Origin of the sequence: Streptomyces sp. NPDC127038 (genome assembly GCF_042725875.1) — a bacterium.
Taxonomy (GTDB): domain Bacteria; phylum Actinomycetota; class Actinomycetes; order Streptomycetales; family Streptomycetaceae; genus Streptomyces.
This window is the reverse complement of the sequence record NZ_JBHXDQ010000046.1, coordinates 39,449-56,344: the sequence shown is the minus strand read 5'-3', so window position 1 is coordinate 56,344 and position 16,896 is coordinate 39,449. Positions and strand designations below refer to the sequence as shown.

The window sequence follows — 16,896 nt, the reverse complement described above, 5'->3', positions numbered from 1 at the left end:
GATTACTGTCCGGCACCGGCGGTGTGGGGGCCTGTGGACAACGGAAATCACGGCGAGGGCCGGACGGGACGGGCTCCCCGCCGGGGCGGCCGCACGCTAGGGTCTCGGACACAAGGGACGTTACTGATCGGTAAGGGGATCGGCCATGCAGCTCGGCATCAATCTCGGCTACTGGGGCGCCGGAATGGACGCGGACAATCTCGCCGTGGCCCAGGAGGCAGACCGGCTCGGATACGCCGTCTGCTGGGCCGCGGAGGCCTACGGCTCCGACGCGGCCACCGTGCTCAGCTGGGTCGCCGCCCAGACGGAGCGCATCGACGTCGGTTCGGCCATCTTCCAGATCCCGGCCCGCCAGCCGGCGATGACCGCGATGACCGCCGCGACCCTCGACTCGCTGTCGGGCGGCCGTTTCCGCCTCGGCCTCGGCGTCTCGGGACCCCAGGTCTCCGAGGGCTGGTACGGGGTCAAGTTCGACAAGCCGCTGGCCCGCACCCGCGAGTACGTGGAGATCGTGCGCAAGGCCATGACGCGCGAGCGGCTGTCGTACGAGGGCGAGCACTGGACCCTGCCGCTGCCGGGCGGTCCGGGCAAGCCGCTCAAGCTGACCGTGCACCCGGAGCGCGAGCACATCCCGCTGTACATCGCCGCGATCGGCCCGAAGAACCTGGAGCAGACGGGCGAGATCGCCGACGGCGCGCTGCTCATCTTCCCCTCGGCCGAGCACCTGGAGGACACCGCGCTCCGGCATCTGCGCGCGGGCCGCGAGAAGGCCGGGAAGACGATGGAGGGCTTCGACGTCTGCCCGACCCTCCCGCTCGCCGTCGGCGCCGACAAGGACGTCCCCGCCCTCGCCGACATGTTCCGCCCGTACACCGCGCTGTACGTCGGCGGCATGGGAAGCCGCAAGCAGAACTTCTACAACCAGCTCGCGCAGCGCATGGGCTACGAGAAGGAAGCGGCCGAGATCCAGGACAAGTACCTGTCCGGCGACAAGGAGGGCGCGGCGGCGGCCATTCCGCACGCGCTGATCGACCAGACCACTCTGCTCGGCTCCGTGGACCGCATCGCCGACCGGATGAAGGCCTACGCCGCCGCCGGCGTCACCACGCTGACCCTGGCCCCCGCGGGCTTCACCCTGGAGGACCGGATCGCCTCGCTGCGGGCCGGCTCGGACGCCCTGGAGCGGGCCGGGATCGCGTAACCCACGCGGAGGAACCGCCGGGAAAGTTCTGCGGCCGTGGTGGGGGCTCGGGGGTCTTCCCCGCCACGGCCGTCACGGAGAACAACGCGCCGACAGCCCCTTGGTTACGCATCCGGGGCCGCCTCACCCTCCATCGTTCGGCCGATTTGTCGGACACATCGGTTGCCGGGTCACGAACAACCCATTTGACTCGTTTTCTGCGCAACTCCGGAGAGAGGGTGTCAAAGATGCTGTCCGCCAAGAGCCTGTTCCAGGAGATCCTCGACAACGACGAGTCGTACCGTCTCTTCTGCTCCATCGCCGCCAGCGGAGAAGCCCAGGGCGGCTGGGAGAACGCCCGGATCGCCGCACTGGTCCCGGCAGGGGAGAGCGCGCTGGCCCCCAGGATCGCCCGGCACGGCGCCGACGAGGACAAGCACGGCCGGATCTTCAACGCCCTCCTGAAGAAGCGCGGCCTCGAACCCGTCGAGGTACCGCCGGACACCGACTACACGATGCTCCTGGAACGCCACGGCATCGGCCTGGCCCACGACAAGCTCAAGGGCGAGCAGCCCCTCACCGTCCAGGACATCGTCACCTATCTGGCCCACAGCAGGGTCACCGAACAGCGCGCCTCCGAGCAGATGGACCTGCTGCGCCGGCACTTCGCCGACCACCCGGACATCGGCCGAGCGGTCCGGATGATCTCCGCCGACGAGGACAACCACCTCGCCTACTGCCACGAGGAGCTGCTGCGCTTCGCCTACGCGGGCCACGGCCGCGCCATCCAGCGGGCCCTGCACGAGTGCGCGCTCGCCGAGATCCGGATCTACCGGGACGTCAGCCTCGCCGTGATGGCCCGCATGGGCCGCGTCCTCGGCTGGTCCGGGCCCAAGGCCGCCGTCCTCGCCGCCGGCATCCACGCCGTGTACGCCTACGAGCGCGCCCTGGGCTGGCGCCGCATGGTCACCCTCAAGATGCCCGAGCGGCGCGGCGCCCTCGACGGCCCCGCCGCCACGGCCCCGGAATTCGCCTGAACCCCGCCCCTACAGCCAGCCCCTCCGCTTGAAGAGCCGGAACAGCAGGACCTCCAGGACGACCATCAGCGCGATCACCACCGGATACCCCCACAGCCAGTGCAGCTCGGGCATGTGGTCGAAGTTCATGCCGTAGATCCCCGCGATCATCGTGGGGACCGCGGCCATCGCCGCCCACGCGGAGATCTTCCGCATGTCGTCGTTCTGCCGCACGCTCATCTGCGCCAGATGCGCCGACAGGATGTCGGACACCAGCCGGTCCAGCGCCTCCACGGACTCGTTGACCCGCAGCAGATGGTCGTTGACGTCACGGAAGAACGGCTGCGCCTTCTCGTCCACGAACGGCACGGCCGTCACCTTCATGCCCGTGCCCGAGAGCCGGCCGAGCGGAACCGCCAGCGGCACCGTGGCCCTGCGGAACTCCTGGACCTGCCGCTTGAACCCGTAGATCCGCGAGGCCGTGTTGCGCGACCCGCCGAGCTGCGGCGAGAACACCTCCGCCTCCAGCTCGTCCAGGTCGGTGCCGAGCTCGGTCGCCACCTCCAGGTAGTGGTCCACCGTGTCGTCCGCGATGGCGTAGAGCACCGCGGTCGGCCCGTGCCGCAGCATCTCGGGATCCGCCTCCAGCCGCTGCCTGACCCCCTTGAGCGGAGCCTCCTCGCCGTGCCGCACGGTCACCACGAACGAGTCGCCCACGAAGACCATGACCTCGCCGGAGGTGACGGTGTCCCCCTTCGGCTCGTACGACACCGGCTTGAGGACCACGAACAGCGAGTCCTCGTACACCTCCAGCTTGGGTCGCTGATGGGCCTTGAGGGCGTCCTCGACCGCCAGCGGATGGAGCCCGAACTCCTGCGTGACCAGGTCGAACTCGTCCTCCGTCGGCTCGTGCAGCCCGATCCACACGAAGGAGTCGCCGCCCGCCCGGCACCGGGCCAGGGCGTCCGAGAAGTCGTCGGCGCCTCCGGTGCGGCGGCCGTCGCGGTAGATGGCGCAGTCGACGATCACGGTGCGCATTCTCCCTTCGCCGTCGTCACTACGCCCACCCGGGGCAGCCTTCCCCGGAGATCCGCGTCCCTCCGGAACCGTTCTCCACGGGCCCGCCCGCTTCCCGGGGGCCGCTTTCCACAGGACCCGGCGCCTTCCGGGAGCCGCTTTCCACAGGGCCCGCCGCCTTCCGGCGCCGTCCGTTTACGCTGGGCCGCATGCCCACCCTGATCCTCGTCCGGCACGGACGCTCCACCGCCAACACCGCGGGACTGCTCGCCGGCTGGACACCCGGCGTCGCACTCGACGAGCGCGGTACGCAGCAGGCCGCGGCCCTGCCCGGCCGGCTCGCCGGGCTGCCGCTCGCCGAGGTCGTCACCAGCCCCCTCCAGCGCTGTCAGGAGACGGTCCAGCCGCTCCTGGAGGCCCGTCCCGAGGTCCCCGTCCACACCGAGGAACGCATAGGGGAGGCGCACTACGGCGACTGGTCGGGCCGCAAGCTCGCCGAGCTCAAGGACGAGCCGCTGATGGACGTCGTCCAGGCGCACCCCTCCGCCGCCGCGTTCCCGGGCGGCGAGTCCATGCGCGCCATGCAGACCCGCGCCGCCGAGGCGGTACGCGAGTGGAACGCGCGCGTGGCGCGCGACCACGGCGAGGACGCCGTCTACCTGATGTGTTCGCACGGCGACATCATCAAGTCGCTCGTCGCCGACGCACTCGGACTTCATCTCGACCTCTTTCAGCGGATCTCTGTCGAACCGTGTTCCATCACAGCGATCCGTTACACCCGTCTGAGGCCCTTTCTCGTGCGTCTCGGGGACACCGGCGATCTCGCCTCCCTGGCCCCGCGCGAGGAACCCCCGGGCGGCGACGCTCCGGTCGGGGGCGGTGCGGGCGCACCGTGATCGTCGGCCGCAGTAGGGTGAAGCGGTCGAACCAGCCCAGTAGTTGTCAACCCGTTCTCAGCCGATGCGGGCCCGCGCGGTCAGCGGCCCCATGCCGATTCAATGGAGACAGGACGTGTCCCGTCAGGTGTTCCTCTACGACCCCCCGGACCGCTTCGTGGCCGGTACGGTCGGGTTGCCCGGACGCCGTACCTTCTTCCTCCAGGCATCCTCCGGCCCCCGGGTGACGAGTGTCGCCCTGGAGAAGACCCAGGTCGCCGCGCTCGCCGAACGGATGGACGAACTCCTCGACGAGGTCGTCCGGCGCACCGGCGGCAGCGCCCCGGTCCCGGCGATGGCCTCGACCGAGGTGTCCGACACCGCGCCCCTCGACACCCCCGTCGAGGAGGAGTTCCGGGTCGGCACCATGGCGCTGGCCTGGGACGGCGAGGAACAGCGCATGATCGTCGAGGCGCAGGCCCTCGTGGAGGTCGAGGCGGAGACCGACGAGGACCTCGCCGAGGCCGAGGAACGGCTCCTCCAGGACGAGGAGAACGGCCCGCCCATGCTCCGCGTCCGCCTCACCGGCGCGCAGGCCAGGGCCTTCGCCAAACGCGCCCTCGACGTCGTCAACGCCGGCCGGCCCCCCTGCCCGCTGTGCAGCCTCCCGCTCGACCCGGAAGGACACGTATGTCCGCGCCAGAACGGATACCGCCGCGGAGCGTGACCACCGCCGACCTGCTCGCCCGGGGCGAGCTGACCGTACGGGGACAGATCCGCGAGGCCTCGAACGCGGTCCTGTACTGCTCCGTGTCCTACGAGGGCCGTGAGGCCTTCTGCGTCTACAAGCCCGTCGCCGGGGAGCGGCCCCTGTGGGACTTCCCCGACGGCACCCTCGCCCAGCGTGAGGTCGCGGCCTACGAGGTCTCCGAGGCGACCGGATGGGGCCTCGTGCCCACCACCGTGCTGCGCGACGGGCCGTACGGCGAGGGCATGTGCCAGCTGTGGATCGAGCCCTCGGCCGCCGAGGACGGGGACGGGCTGCTCGCGCTCGTGGAGGGCGAGGAGGCCGCCGAGGGCTGGAAGGCCATCGGCTTCGCCGAGGTCGGCGAGGGCGCGACGGCCCTGCTCGTGCACGCGGACGACGACCGGCTGCGGCGGCTCGCCGTCCTCGACGCCGTGATCAACAACGCCGACCGCAAGGGCGGCCATCTGCTGCCCACGCAGGAGGGCCGCCTCTACGGCATCGACCACGGGGTCACCTTCAACGCCGAGAACAAGCTGCGCACCCTGCTGTGGGGATGGGCGGGGGAGCCGCTCACGGAAGAGGCCCTCCAGGTGCTGGCCTCCCTGCGCGACGCGCTGGCCCCCGGGGCGCCGCTGGCCACCCGCTTGGCCGAACTGGTCACTCCGGCCGAGACCGAGGCCACACGCGCGCGGGTCGAGGCCATGCTCGCCTCGGGGAGACACCCGGAGCCGAGCGGGGACTGGCCCGCGATCCCCTGGCCCCCGGTGTAGCGCGACGGCCCGCCCGCGGCACACGGGCGGGCCGGGGCGGGACGGGCCCTCCGGTCCCCAGACGCTGCCCGGTTCGTATACGGAAGTCCCGTCCGGTTAGGCTCATGACATGTATGCCTGGCCCGCTTCTGAGGTCCCCGCCCTGCCTGGTGAGGGCCGCGACCTCCGGATCCACGACACCGCGACCGGTGGGCTCGTCACCCTCGACCCCGGTCCCGTCGCCCGAATCTACGTCTGCGGCATCACGCCGTACGACGCCACCCACATGGGACACGCGGCGACCTACAACGCGTTCGACCTGGTGCAGCGCGTGTGGCTCGACACCAAGCGGCAGGTTCACTACGTCCAGAACGTGACGGACGTCGACGACCCGCTGCTGGAGCGGGCCGAGCGCGACGGCGTCGACTGGGTGGGACTCGCCGAGAAGGAGACCGCCCTCTTCCGCGAGGACATGACCGCCCTGCGGATGCTGCCGCCGCGCCACTACATAGGCGCCGTCGAGGCGATACCCGGCATCGTGCCGCTCGTCGAGCGGCTGCGCGACGCCGGAGCCGCCTACGAACTCGAAGGCGACGTCTACTTCTCCGTCGAGGCCGACCCCGACTTCGGCAAGGTGTCCAACCTGGACGCCGCCACCATGCGCCTCCTCTCCGCGGAACGCGGCGGGGACCCGGACCGGCCCGGCAAGAAGAACCCCCTCGACCCGATGCTGTGGATGGCCGCCCGCGAGGGCGAGCCGAGCTGGGACGGCGGCTCCCTGGGCCGCGGCCGCCCCGGCTGGCACATCGAGTGCGTCGCCATCGCCCTCGACCACCTGGGCATGGGCTTCGACGTCCAGGGCGGCGGCTCCGACCTCGCCTTCCCGCACCACGAGATGGGCGCCTCCCACGCCCAGGTGCTGACCGGCGAGTTCCCGATGGCCAAGGCCTACGTCCACGCCGGCATGGTCGCGCTGGACGGCGAGAAGATGTCGAAGTCCAAGGGCAACCTCGTCTTCGTGTCCCGGCTGCGGCACGACGGCGTCGACCCCGCCGCCATCCGCCTGGCGCTGCTCGCGCACCACTACCGCTCCGACTGGGAGTGGACGGACGCCGTCCTCGAACAGGCCGTCGCGCGCCTGGAGGACTGGCGGGCCGCGGTGTCCCGCCCCGACGGGCCGTCCGCCGAGGCGCTCGTGGAGGAGATCAGGGCCGCGCTCGCCGAGGACCTCGACGCACCCGCCGCGCTCGCCGCGGTCGACCGCTGGGCCGCGCTCCAGCACGCGTCGGGCGGTACGGACGAGGGCGCCCCCGGCGTCGTCTCGCGGGCCGTCGACGCCCTCCTCGGCGTCGCCCTGTAGCACCTCGTCCCGCGCCCCTTCCCGGGCGCGTCCTGACACGCGAGTGCCGGGCGGAGATCATCCGCCCGGCACTCCCTATTTTCCCGGAGCCGTCGTCCCTACCTGGTCACGACGACGGACTGGAGGGCGCTCGTCCCGGTGTCGTAGATCCCGTAGACCTGCTGCCCGTAGGCGAAGGCCCGCTGGACGACCTCGTGGGTCACCGGGTCGGGGTGCACGAGCCGGCGCCAGCCGTTGTCGATGAACAGGTACAGGGCCTGCGGCTGGCCGGGGAGCGGGGTCACCACGTCCTGGAAGTGCTGGGCCGTGCCGATGGCCAGGGACCGGTTCTCGACGGCGCTGTGCAGGATCAGCGGCTCGCCCTGCTGGATCTGCTGGTGCTGCTGCTGGCCGCCGAGCTGCTGGAGCAGCTGCTGGAACGGCTGCTGCTGGCCGAGCTGCTGGAGCTGCTGCTGGAGGTGCTGGGGAACCTGCTGCCCGATCTCGTGCCGGCCGAAGGACTGCTGCGGCTGCTGCCCGAAGGGAATCTGCTGCCCGAGCGGAATCTGCTGCCCCATCGGCGTCTGGTGGGCGAACGGAATCTGCTGCCCCATCGGCATCTGCTGGGTGATCGGCGTCTGCTGGCCGACGGGCATCTGCGGTCCGATCGGCTGCTGCTGGCCGAAGCCCTGCTGCTGGTAGGGCGAGGTGCTCGGGTACTGCTGCTGACCCTGCTGGCTCATCTGCGGGATCGTGCTCATGCTGGGTGCCACCTTCCATTCATGGTTGGTTGCGTTCCGTCGGGCCGGGATCGGCCGGACCACGTCCTCAGCCCGTGACGACCAGGCCGACGATCTCGTCGTCGGCGAACCAGACCCGTACGTCGGGCCGTCCCCCCGCGAAGGCGGACTGCACCGCCCGGCGGATCTCGGGGGACGGACGGTCGAGACTGCGCCAGGCGCCGGACACGTACAGCCGGAGCCTCGGCGGGAGTTCACGCGGATACGGCAGCAGTTCGTCCCAGTACCGCTCCGCCCGGCCGGAGCCGACCGCCTCCGGCAGCAGCCGGGTCACCGCGGACCTGATGTCCGGCCGGCTGCCGATCCGCTGGGACGCGGGCCGGCCCGGCGCGTCCTGCTGCGGGGAACCCGTCGCCCGCAGCAGGACGCGCGCACGTTCCGCGGACATCGGTGCCCGGCCCGCCGCCTTGAGCATGCCTTGCAGCGAGGCCAGGGCGCCGACCACCACCGGGGAGGCCGATGAGGTCCCGGAGAACGTGTCCGTGTACCAGGCGATCTCCTCGGGCCCGCCCTGCAGATCGCCGGGCCGGTCCCAGAAGCCGCCGGTGGTCGTGACCTCGCGACCCCAGCCCTGCGCGTCCACGCGCGCGCCGTAGTTGGAGAACGCGAGCCGTGAACGGTCCGGCCCGTGGTCGCGGCCGTGCGTGCCGGGCGGCGGCGCTCCCGCCCCGACCAGGACCGCTCCGGAGGACGGGTTCGAGGGGTTGAAGGGGTTGCGCCACCACTCGGGGAACTCCGCGGGCCGCCGTTCGTAGAGCGCGTCGTCGAGCGACTCGCCGCCGTTGCCGGCCGCCGCCACCACGAGGATGCCCCGGGCCGTCGCGTCCTGGATGGCGGCGAAGTCGTCGGGCCACCATTCCAGCGGGATGTACCCCGCCTGGCCGTCGCGCTCCTCGAAGTCGAACCGGGGTCCCGGAGCGTGCAGTTCGACCAGGACGATGTCGCCGGGTGCCAGCCGTTCGGCCGCCGCGTGGATCGCCGCGGCCGTCCCGATGCCCTGGATCGAGGCGGCCGCGGTCACCGCGTCCGGCACGATCCCGGTGATCCCGCGCTCGTCGCGGTCGCCGCCGATCACGCCGATGACCGCGGTTCCGTGGTTGCGCCAGGCCAGATCCGTGTGCGGTGTGCCGACGACGACACCGGCGAGCCGGGACGACAGGTCCTCGTGGCCGAGCTGCCAGGCGCCCTCCACGTCGATCACCGTGACGCCCTGGCCCGAACCGCCGGGCCGCTGCCAGGCCCAGTACGCGTCGACGCCCTCGGGCGCCGGGCGCAGATATCCCTGCCTGCCGGTGAAGTCCGGGGTGACCGGCGCCCCTTCCTTCAGCCGCCCGCCGTCGTCCGTGCCCGGGGTCGTGCCCGGGCCCGTCCACGGTGCCGGCCGCGGCGACGCCGGTACGGCACCGGGCTTCACGTACGCCGCCTCGATGCCCGGCAGCGCCGCGATCCGCGCACGCAGTTCCTGGGCGCGGTTCCGTGCGCCGCGCAGCCGGTAGAACAGTGCGAGGTCCGGTCCGCCGCCGGTGCCCGCGGGCGACTGCCCGAGCCGTTCCTCGCTGCCGAACAGCGGCTCCAGGACGAGCTGTTCGTCGCTGAGGAACATGTCGAGGGCCGAGACGTCGGCGCCCGCCGCCGAGCGGACGCCCTCGGCCCGTGCGCGCAGCCTGGCCTCCGGACGGGCGACGACGATCAGCTCCTGCTCGGCTCCTCGGTAGGTGAATCCCGCTCCGTCGGGCCCCGGCCCGGACGTTCCCGGGTCTCGCGCCGGCTGTACCTGGTCGGTCATCGCGTACCGCTCCCTTCGATCCCTGGGGTGCCGGTCCCTGCGTGTGCCGTTCGACGCACAACCTGGCACGCGCCCGGCATCCCGTCCACCCCGAATTCGCCAACTTGGTTTGGGAACAAGTTGAATTGGGCAACGTGTGCAATCCGGCCGGAAAGAGATGTCACGCCGAATTCAGGCCATAGGCCATGGAGGCGGGTGTCATGTGCCGGGACGGCAGCGGTGGTCGACCGCCGGAGCGGAGCCCGGTCCCGGACAGCCGGAAGGGGCGGCACGCGTCACGCGTGCCGCCCCGTCGCGAGCGGCCGGGCGGATCCGGCCGGCGGTTCTCGATTCCCTTGTCCCGTACGGGAGTTCAGTCCCCGGAGGAGTCCTCCGCGTCGGAGGACCCGGAGTCGTCCGGAGTATCGGGGGACTCCGGCGCGTTCTGCGGCTTCGGGGTGCCGGGTCCCTCCCCGGCGCCGGAAGCGGAGCCGGTCTCGGAGCCGGTGTCCGGTTCCTTGCCGGAGGCGGACTCGGGGTCCCGGGCGTCCGCCCCGGTCTCCTGCCCGCCGCCGGACTCGGGCCGCTGGGTCAGCGGCGGCCGGGTGCGGCCGCCGGGAGTGTCCCGCAGGTACGAGGCCGGCTCACCGCTCTCCGTCGCGTGACCCTGGCCGCCGGCCGTCGGACCGCCGCCGTCCCTGCGGCGCAGATAGCGCTCGAACTCGCGGGCGATCGCCTCGCCGGACGCCTCGGGCAGCTCGGCGGTGTCCCGGGCCTCCTCCAACGTCTGCACGTACTCGGCGACCTCGCTGTCCTCGGCGGCCAGCTGGTCGACGCCCAGCTGCCAGGCCCGCGCGTCCTCGGGCAGCTCGCCCAGCGGGATGCGCAGGTCGATCAGGTCCTCAAGCCGGTTGAGCAGCGCCAGCGTCGCCTTCGGGTTGGGCGGCTGCGACACGTAGTGCGGCACGGCCGCCCACAGGGACACGGCGGGGACGCCCGCGTGCGTGCACGCCTCCTGGAGGATGCCGACGATGCCCGTGGGGCCCTCGTACTTGGTCTCCTCCAGATCCATCGTGCGGGCCAGATCGGCGTCGGAGGTGACCCCGCTGACCGGAACCGGACGGGTGTGCGGGGTGTCGCCGAGCAGCGCGCCCAGGATCACCACCAGCTCCACGCCCAGTTCGTGCGCGAAGCCGAGCAGTTCGTTGCAGAACGACCGCCAGCGCATCGACGGCTCGATGCCCCTGACCAGCACCAGGTCGCGCGGCTTCTCGCCGCCGATCCGGACCACCGACAGACGTGTGGTCGGCCAGGTGATCTTGCGTACGCCGGCGTCCAGCCACACGGTCGGACGGTTCACCTGGAAGTCGTAGTAGTCCTCGGCGTCCAGCGCCGCGAACACCTCGCCCTTCCACTCCCGGTCCAGATGTGCGACCGCGGCGGAGGCGGCGTCGCCGGCGTCGTTCCAGCCCTCGAACGCGGCCACCATGACTGGGTCGATCAGCTCGGGAACCCCCTCCAGCTCGATCACCCAGCGCCTCCTTCCGATGTGCCCTCGCGTACGCCTCAACCTTACGGCGTGCAGAGGGGACCTCCGCAGCCCCCTTGCACGGGGGAGTGAACGGATCACTGCCCCGTCCGGGCCCCGGAAACACGCGCGCCCGCCACCGCGCCCCGCGCCGGACCCGGTCAACTCGCCCGGCGGCGGCGCCTCTTGCCAGGCCGTACGGACCCGTCACGGCGCACGGCTCACGCGCGCGGGTGAGGGGCGGCACCCCCCGTGGGAGCCGCCCCTCACCCGTTGACGGGGCCTACTTGTCGTCGAGCAGGTCCTGGACCCGGCCGCGGACCTCGTCCGTCGCCAGACCCCGGATCGTCAGCGTCGTACGGCGGCGCAGCACGTCGTCCGCCGTCTCGGCCCACTCGTTGTCCCGGGCGTAGACGACCTGCGCCCAGATCTCCGGGGCGTCCGGGTGGACCCGCTCGCCGAGCGCCGGGTTCTCGTTGGCCAGCCGGGCGATGTCGAAGGCCAGCGAGCCGTAGTGGGTGGCCAGGTGCCGGGCCGTGTCGGCGGCCATGCGCGGACCCGGAGCCGGGCCGTCCACCAGCAGCCGGTGGGCGACCGCGCGCGGGTTGGCGACGCCGGGGAGCGGCATCCGCTTCGGCAGCTCGGAGATCGGCTCGAAGTCCTCGCCCAGGGGCCGGCCCGGCAGCGACTCCAGCTTCTTCATGACGGTGCGGCCGATGTGCCGGAAGGTGGTCCACTTGCCGCCCGCGACGGACAGCATCCCGCCGCGGCCCTCCGTGACGACCGTCTCGCGCTTGGCCTTCGAGGTGTCTCCGGGACCGCCCGGCAGCACCCGCAGACCGGCGAACGCGTAGGTGATCAGGTCGCGCGAGAGCTGCTGGTCGCGGATGGAGAACGCGGCCTCGTCGAGTATCTGGGCCGTGTCCTTCTCGTTCACCGAGACGTCCGCCGGGTCGCCCTCGTACTCCTCGTCCGTGGTGCCGAGCAGCAGCATGTCCTCCCACGGGAGGGCGAAGGTGATGCGGTACTTGTCGATCGGGGTGGCCAGCGCGGCCTTCCACGGGGAGGTGCGCTTGAGGACCAGGTGCGCGCCCTTGGAGAGGCGGATCGAGGGTGCCGCCTTCGGGTCCTCCATCCGGCGCAGGTGGTCGACCCACGGGCCGGTCGCGTTGAGTACGAGCCGGGCGCTCACGCCGAACTCGTCGCCGGACAGCCGGTCCCGCAGCTCGGCGCCCGTCACCCGGCCCCGCGTGAAGCGCAGGCCCGTGACCTCCGCGTGGTTCAGGACCGCGGCCCCCGACTCGACGGCCGCGCGGACCGTCATCAGGGCCATGCGGGAGTCGTTCATCTGGTCGTCGCCGTACACGGCCACGGCCTTGAGGTTGTCGGTGCGCAGCTCGGGCACGTCCTGCGCGGCCTTGGAGGGGCTCAGCAGATGTCCCACGCCGTCACCGAACGCCGACAGGGCGGAGTAGGCGAAGACGCCCGCTCCGAGCTTCGCCGCGCCGTGCGGCCCGCCCTTGTACACGGGGAGGTAGAACGTGAGCGGATTCGCCAGGTGGGGTGCCACCTGGCGGGAGACCGCACGGCGCTCGAAGTGGTTCTCCGCGACCAGCTTCACCGCGCCGGTCTGCAGGTAGCGCAGACCGCCGTGGAGGAGCTTGGAGGACGCGGAGGAGGTGGCGCCGGCGAAGTCGCCGGCGTCGACCAGAGCCACCCGCAGCCCGGACTGCGCGGCGTGCCAGGCGGTGGAGATGCCCAGGATGCCGCCGCCGATGACGAGGAGGTCGTACGTCGCCTTGGAGAGCTGTTCCCGGGTCTCGGCGCGGCTCGGGTTGGAGCCGGAGGCCGGGTGCGTACCGAGGGCAGGCACGGACTGCGTGGTGGACTGGCTGGTCATTGCGGGTTCTTACTCCTCGTCAGTTCTCGTCTTCGATCCAGCCCATGGTCCGCTCGACGGCCTTGAGCCAGCTCTTGTACTCACGGTCGCGGACGTCCGCGGCCATGTTGGGGGTCCATTCCGCGGCCCGGCGCCAGTTGGCGCGCAGGTCCTCGGTGTTGGTCCAGAAGCCGACGGCCAGACCGGCGGCGTAGGCGGCGCCGAGGCAGGTGGTCTCGGCGACCATCGGGCGCACCACGGGGGCGTCCAGGACGTCGGCCAGGGTCTGCATCAGCAGGTTGTTGGAGGTCATGCCGCCGTCGACCTTGAGCGCCGTGAGCTCGACGCCGGAGTCCTTGGTCATGGCGTCGCTGATCTCACGGGTCTGCCAGGCGGTGGCCTCCAGGACGGCGCGCGCGATGTGCGCCTTGGTGACGTACCGGGTCAGGCCGGCGATCACACCGCGGGCGTCGGGACGCCAGTACGGGGCGAACAGACCGGAGAAGGCCGGTACGAAGTAGGCGCCGCCGTTGTCCTCGACCGAGGACGCGAGGGTCTCGATCTCGGCGGCGGACTGGATCAGGCCCATCTGGTCGCGCATCCACTGCACGAGCGACCCGGTGACGGCGATGGAGCCTTCGAGGGCGTAGACCGGCTCCTGGTCGCCGATCCGGTAGCCGACCGTGGTCAGCAGCCCCGAGTAGGAGTTGATGATCTTGTCACCGGTGTTCATCAGCATGAAGGTGCCGGTGCCGTACGTGGACTTGGCCTCGCCCTCGGAAAAACAGGTCTGGCCGAACAGGGCCGCCTGCTGGTCGCCGAGCGCGGAGGCGACGGGGATGCCGCCGAGCAGTTCGCCGAGCGGGCCGCCGGTGACCTCGCCGTAGACCTCGGCGGAGGAGCGGATCTCCGGCAGCATCGCCAGCGGGACGCCGATGGACTCGGCGATCTTCTCGTCCCAGGCCAGGGTGTGCAGGTTCATCAGCATGGTGCGCGAGGCGTTGGTGACGTCGGTGACGTGCTTGCCGCCGTCGACACCACCGGTCAGGTTCCAGATGACCCAGGTGTCCATGGTGCCGAAGAGGATGTCCCCGGCCTCGGCGCGCTCGCGCAGGCCCTCGACGTTGTCGAGCAGCCAGCGCGCCTTGGGGCCCGCGAAGTAGGACGCGAGCGGCAGGCCGGTCTCGCGGCGGAAGCGGTCCTGGCCGACGTTGCGGCCGAGTTCCTTGCAGAGGGCGTCGGTGCGGGTGTCCTGCCAGACGAGCGCGTTGTGGACGGGCTCACCGGTGTTCTTGTCCCAGAGCAGCGTGGTCTCGCGCTGGTTGGTGATGCCGATGGCCTTGATGTCGTCACGGGTGATGCCGGCCTTCGAGATGGCTCCGGCGACGACCTCCTGGACGTTGGTCCAGATCTCGGTGGCGTCGTGCTCGACCCAGCCCGGCTTCGGGAAGATCTGCTCGTGCTCCTTCTGGTCGACCGAGACGATGCGGCCGTCGCGGTCGAAGACGATGCAGCGCGACGAGGTGGTGCCCTGGTCGATGGCGGCGATGAAGGGGCCGGCGGTGTGTGCGTCGGTCACGGTGTGCTCCTGGTGTCCGTGGATGAGGGGCTGGGGCTGTGTACGGCGCGGTGCTTCAAAGCGGTGCTGTGCGGCTCATGGTGCATGGGGCGCGGCTTCCAAGCGTGCTGGAGCGGGGGCTCCTAGGCGAAGGCGACGTTGTAGATGCCTGCTGCGATCGCGCCGCCGATGAGCGGGCCGGCGACCGGTATCCAGGCGTAGCTCCAGTCGGAACCACCCTTGTTGGGCAGGGGGAGCAGGGCGTGCACGATGCGCGGACCGAGGTCACGGGCCGGGTTGATCGCGTAGCCGGTGGGACCGCCGAGCGAGAGGCCGATGCTCACCACGACGAAGGAGGTGATCAGCGCGCCGAGGACGCCCAGGCCGTCGCCGTTGTTGTTCAGTCCCTGCGTGAGGATCGCGAGGACCAGGACGACGGTGCCGATGATCTCGGTGGCCAGGTTCTGCACCACGTTGCGGATCTCCGGGCCGGTGGAGAAGACACCGAGCACCGGGCCCGCGCCCGGCTCCTCGGCCTCGACGGCCTTCGCGGTCCGCTCCTCGGGGCCGCCGACGATCTCGCTGTCGGTGAGGTGCGCGAGGAACTGGCCGTAGTAGGCGACCCAGACCAGGACCGCGCCGATCATGGCGCCGAGCAGCTGTCCGCCCCAGTAGGTGGCGAGGTTGCTGTAGTCGTCGTTCTTGATGGCGAGCGCGAGGGTCACGGCCGGGTTGAGGTGGGCACCGGACAGCGGCGCCGAGATGTAGACCGCGGTCATGACCGCGAAGCCCCACCCGAAGGCGATGGCCAGCCATCCGGCGGCTCGCGCCTTGGAGGCCTTCAGCGTGACGGCGGCGCACACGCCACCGCCCAGCAGGATGAGAACGGCGGTACCGATGGTCTCGCCGATGAAGATGTCGGAGCTGGACACCCGCGACTCCTTTGTCCTTCGTCCAGGGGAAGCCGAACCCCGGGTCCCACCGGTGGTTCGTGCTCTCGGGGAGTGAGAGCGATGTCGGCCCTGGCATTGGCACACCCTAACGCTTATTGCCGGTAGGTGTTCGACAATGCCGACCGATGGACGGGAGTCTTGCTCTCGCTTCGCCGCCTCGTCAAGGGTTCGGTTATCGAAAACGGGATCGTTATTGATTGCTGTGTGCTATCGGTGCGTCGTCGCTCGTCGGAGGGCATGCGAAGGGGGCCGGGAAGCGTTCCGCTTCCCGGCCCCGGGCACTGGGGATCGGCGACTGGGCCCCGTACGGGAACGGGGCGAAGGCGTGTGAAAAACACGGAGCACCGGCGCGCGTGACACCGCTCCCGGGCGGAGCCGCGGCGCCGCACGGGCTCGGGGGAGGCGTCGGTGCGGGTGGGCCCGTCAGCGCGGTTCGCGGGCCCGTATGGGAGCGGCGAACGCCGTTCGCGTCAGAAGCGTCCGGCGCCCAGGTCGCGCGACACCGCGCGGGCGCAGTCGCGTACGGCCGCGATCAGCTCGGGACGCAGTTCCCCGTCCTTGCACACCCGCTCCACGGCCCCGGTGATGCCCACCGCGCCGACCGGCATCCGCCGCCGGTTGTGGATCGGGGCGGCGACGGACGCCACGCCCGTCCAGGTCTCCTCGACGTCGTCCGCGTACCCCCGTGCGCGGGTCACGTCCAGGACGGCCTCGAAGTCGTCCAGCTCGCTGATCGTCCGGGGGGTGAACGCCTTGCGCTCGACCTCCAGGACCTCGCTGTGCGCCACCGGGTCGTACGCCGACAGCACCTTGCCCAGGGCCGTGGAGTGCAGCGGCTGCATCGCCCCGACCTCCAGGACCTGGCGGCTGTCGTCGGGCCGGAAGACGTGGTGCACGATCAGGACGCCCTGCTGGTGCAGCACACCCAGGTACACGCTCTCGCCGCTGGAACGGGCCAGGTCGTCGGTCCACACCAGGGCCCGCGCCCGCAGTTCGTGCACGTCCAGATAGGTGGTGCCGAGACGCAGCAGCTCGGCGCCCAGCTGATAGCGCCCGGACACGGCGTCCTGCTCGACGAACCCCTCCTGCTGGAGGGTCCGCAGGATGCCGTGGGCCGTACCCTTGGCCAGGCCGAGCGAGGAGGCGATGTCCGACAGGCCGAGCTGCCGCTCGCCGCCCGCGAGCAGCCGCAGCATCGCCGCTGCCCGCTCGAGCGACTGGATGTTCCGTGCCATCGCCGTGCTGCCTCCGTCCCCTTGGGCCGCCGGCGCGACTTCTCGCTGCCGTTCGGCAATGTCGAACACTACCGGTCGTCACCGATCTCCCGCCAATGGGTGGTCGCCCCACGTTCCGCGCTTCTCCACACCGCGGCCATCCACGCCACACCCGTCCGCCTCGTGGACGCCCATGACCGATCCGTGGTGCTCCGGGCTACCCTGACGGCGTGCGCCTTCCATGGGAAGCGCAAAGCCGACAGCCGTCGCACTCC

The 16,896-nt window shown here is 71.5% G+C and carries 14 protein-coding genes; 6 read left to right on the top strand and 8 right to left on the bottom strand.

What is annotated here, in order from left to right; all coding sequences use genetic code 11:
* The first annotated feature begins 145 nt into the window (after positions 1–145).
* Complete coding sequence (locus ACFWI4_RS27450) at positions 146–1,201, top strand: LLM class F420-dependent oxidoreductase (protein WP_387201174.1); 1,056 nt, start codon at positions 146–148, stop codon at positions 1,199–1,201.
* 227 nt (positions 1,202–1,428) lie between these two features.
* Positions 1,429–2,217, top strand: coding sequence for a ferritin-like domain-containing protein (locus tag ACFWI4_RS27445; protein WP_387201171.1), 789 nt, complete (start codon positions 1,429–1,431; stop codon positions 2,215–2,217).
* A 9-nt stretch (positions 2,218–2,226) separates the two neighbouring features.
* Here the strand turns inward: ACFWI4_RS27445 and corA are convergent, their stop codons facing one another.
* The gene (gene corA / locus ACFWI4_RS27440) at positions 2,227–3,225 is read right to left on the bottom strand and encodes a magnesium/cobalt transporter CorA (protein ID WP_385403838.1); all 999 of its coding nucleotides are present in this window, start codon (positions 3,223–3,225) and stop codon (positions 2,227–2,229) included.
* Between the two features lie 197 nt (positions 3,226–3,422).
* Here corA and ACFWI4_RS27435 point away from each other — a divergent pair, with 197 nt between their 5' ends.
* From ACFWI4_RS27435 to mshC, 4 genes are all read left to right on the top strand, one after another.
* A complete protein-coding gene (locus ACFWI4_RS27435; RefSeq protein ID WP_385403793.1) occupies positions 3,423–4,109 on the top strand; it encodes a histidine phosphatase family protein in 687 nt (228 codons plus the stop codon).
* 115 nt (positions 4,110–4,224) lie between these two features.
* Positions 4,225–4,815 carry a DUF3090 domain-containing protein gene (locus ACFWI4_RS27430; protein WP_385403790.1) on the top strand — a complete coding sequence of 197 codons (591 nt, stop codon included), beginning with the start codon at positions 4,225–4,227 and terminating at the stop codon, positions 4,813–4,815.
* On the top strand, positions 4,779–5,606 hold the full coding sequence (locus tag ACFWI4_RS27425; RefSeq protein WP_387201167.1) for an SCO1664 family protein: 828 nt from the start codon (positions 4,779–4,781) through the stop codon (positions 5,604–5,606). Before ACFWI4_RS27430 ends, ACFWI4_RS27425 begins: the two co-directional genes overlap by 37 nt.
* A gap of 109 nt (positions 5,607–5,715) precedes the next feature.
* Positions 5,716–6,945 (top strand): cysteine--1-D-myo-inosityl 2-amino-2-deoxy-alpha-D-glucopyranoside ligase, encoded by a 1,230-nt coding sequence (gene mshC, locus ACFWI4_RS27420; protein WP_385403786.1) that lies wholly within the window; start codon positions 5,716–5,718, stop codon positions 6,943–6,945.
* 98 nt (positions 6,946–7,043) lie between these two features.
* On the opposite strand, the gene ACFWI4_RS27415 is transcribed toward mshC, so the two are convergent.
* The 7 genes from ACFWI4_RS27415 to ACFWI4_RS27385 all read right to left on the bottom strand — a co-directional run bounded on the left by ACFWI4_RS27415 (position 7,044) and on the right by ACFWI4_RS27385 (position 16,642).
* Positions 7,044–7,685: a hypothetical protein gene (locus ACFWI4_RS27415; RefSeq protein ID WP_387201164.1), complete on the bottom strand. Its 642-nt coding sequence runs from the start codon at positions 7,683–7,685 to the stop codon at positions 7,044–7,046.
* Between the two features lie 67 nt (positions 7,686–7,752).
* Positions 7,753–9,510, bottom strand: a complete 1,758-nt coding sequence (locus ACFWI4_RS27410) for a S8 family peptidase (protein WP_387201161.1) — start codon at positions 9,508–9,510, stop codon at positions 7,753–7,755.
* 352 nt (positions 9,511–9,862) lie between these two features.
* Positions 9,863–11,020, bottom strand: coding sequence for a PAC2 family protein (locus tag ACFWI4_RS27405; RefSeq protein ID WP_387201158.1), 1,158 nt, complete (start codon positions 11,018–11,020; stop codon positions 9,863–9,865).
* Positions 11,021–11,300: 280 nt separating this feature from the next.
* Positions 11,301–12,917, bottom strand: a complete 1,617-nt coding sequence (locus ACFWI4_RS27400) for an FAD-dependent oxidoreductase (RefSeq protein WP_385403776.1) — start codon at positions 12,915–12,917, stop codon at positions 11,301–11,303.
* 19 nt (positions 12,918–12,936) lie between these two features.
* A complete protein-coding gene (gene glpK / locus ACFWI4_RS27395; RefSeq protein ID WP_339128340.1) occupies positions 12,937–14,475 on the bottom strand; it encodes a glycerol kinase GlpK in 1,539 nt (512 codons plus the stop codon).
* A gap of 122 nt (positions 14,476–14,597) precedes the next feature.
* Positions 14,598–15,386 (bottom strand): MIP/aquaporin family protein, encoded by a 789-nt coding sequence (locus ACFWI4_RS27390; protein WP_387201154.1) that lies wholly within the window; start codon positions 15,384–15,386, stop codon positions 14,598–14,600.
* Between the two features lie 491 nt (positions 15,387–15,877).
* Entirely contained in the window at positions 15,878–16,642 is a 765-nt protein-coding gene (locus tag ACFWI4_RS27385) for an IclR family transcriptional regulator (RefSeq protein ID WP_387201151.1), read from the bottom strand.
* Positions 16,643–16,896: the final 254 nt, after the last annotated feature.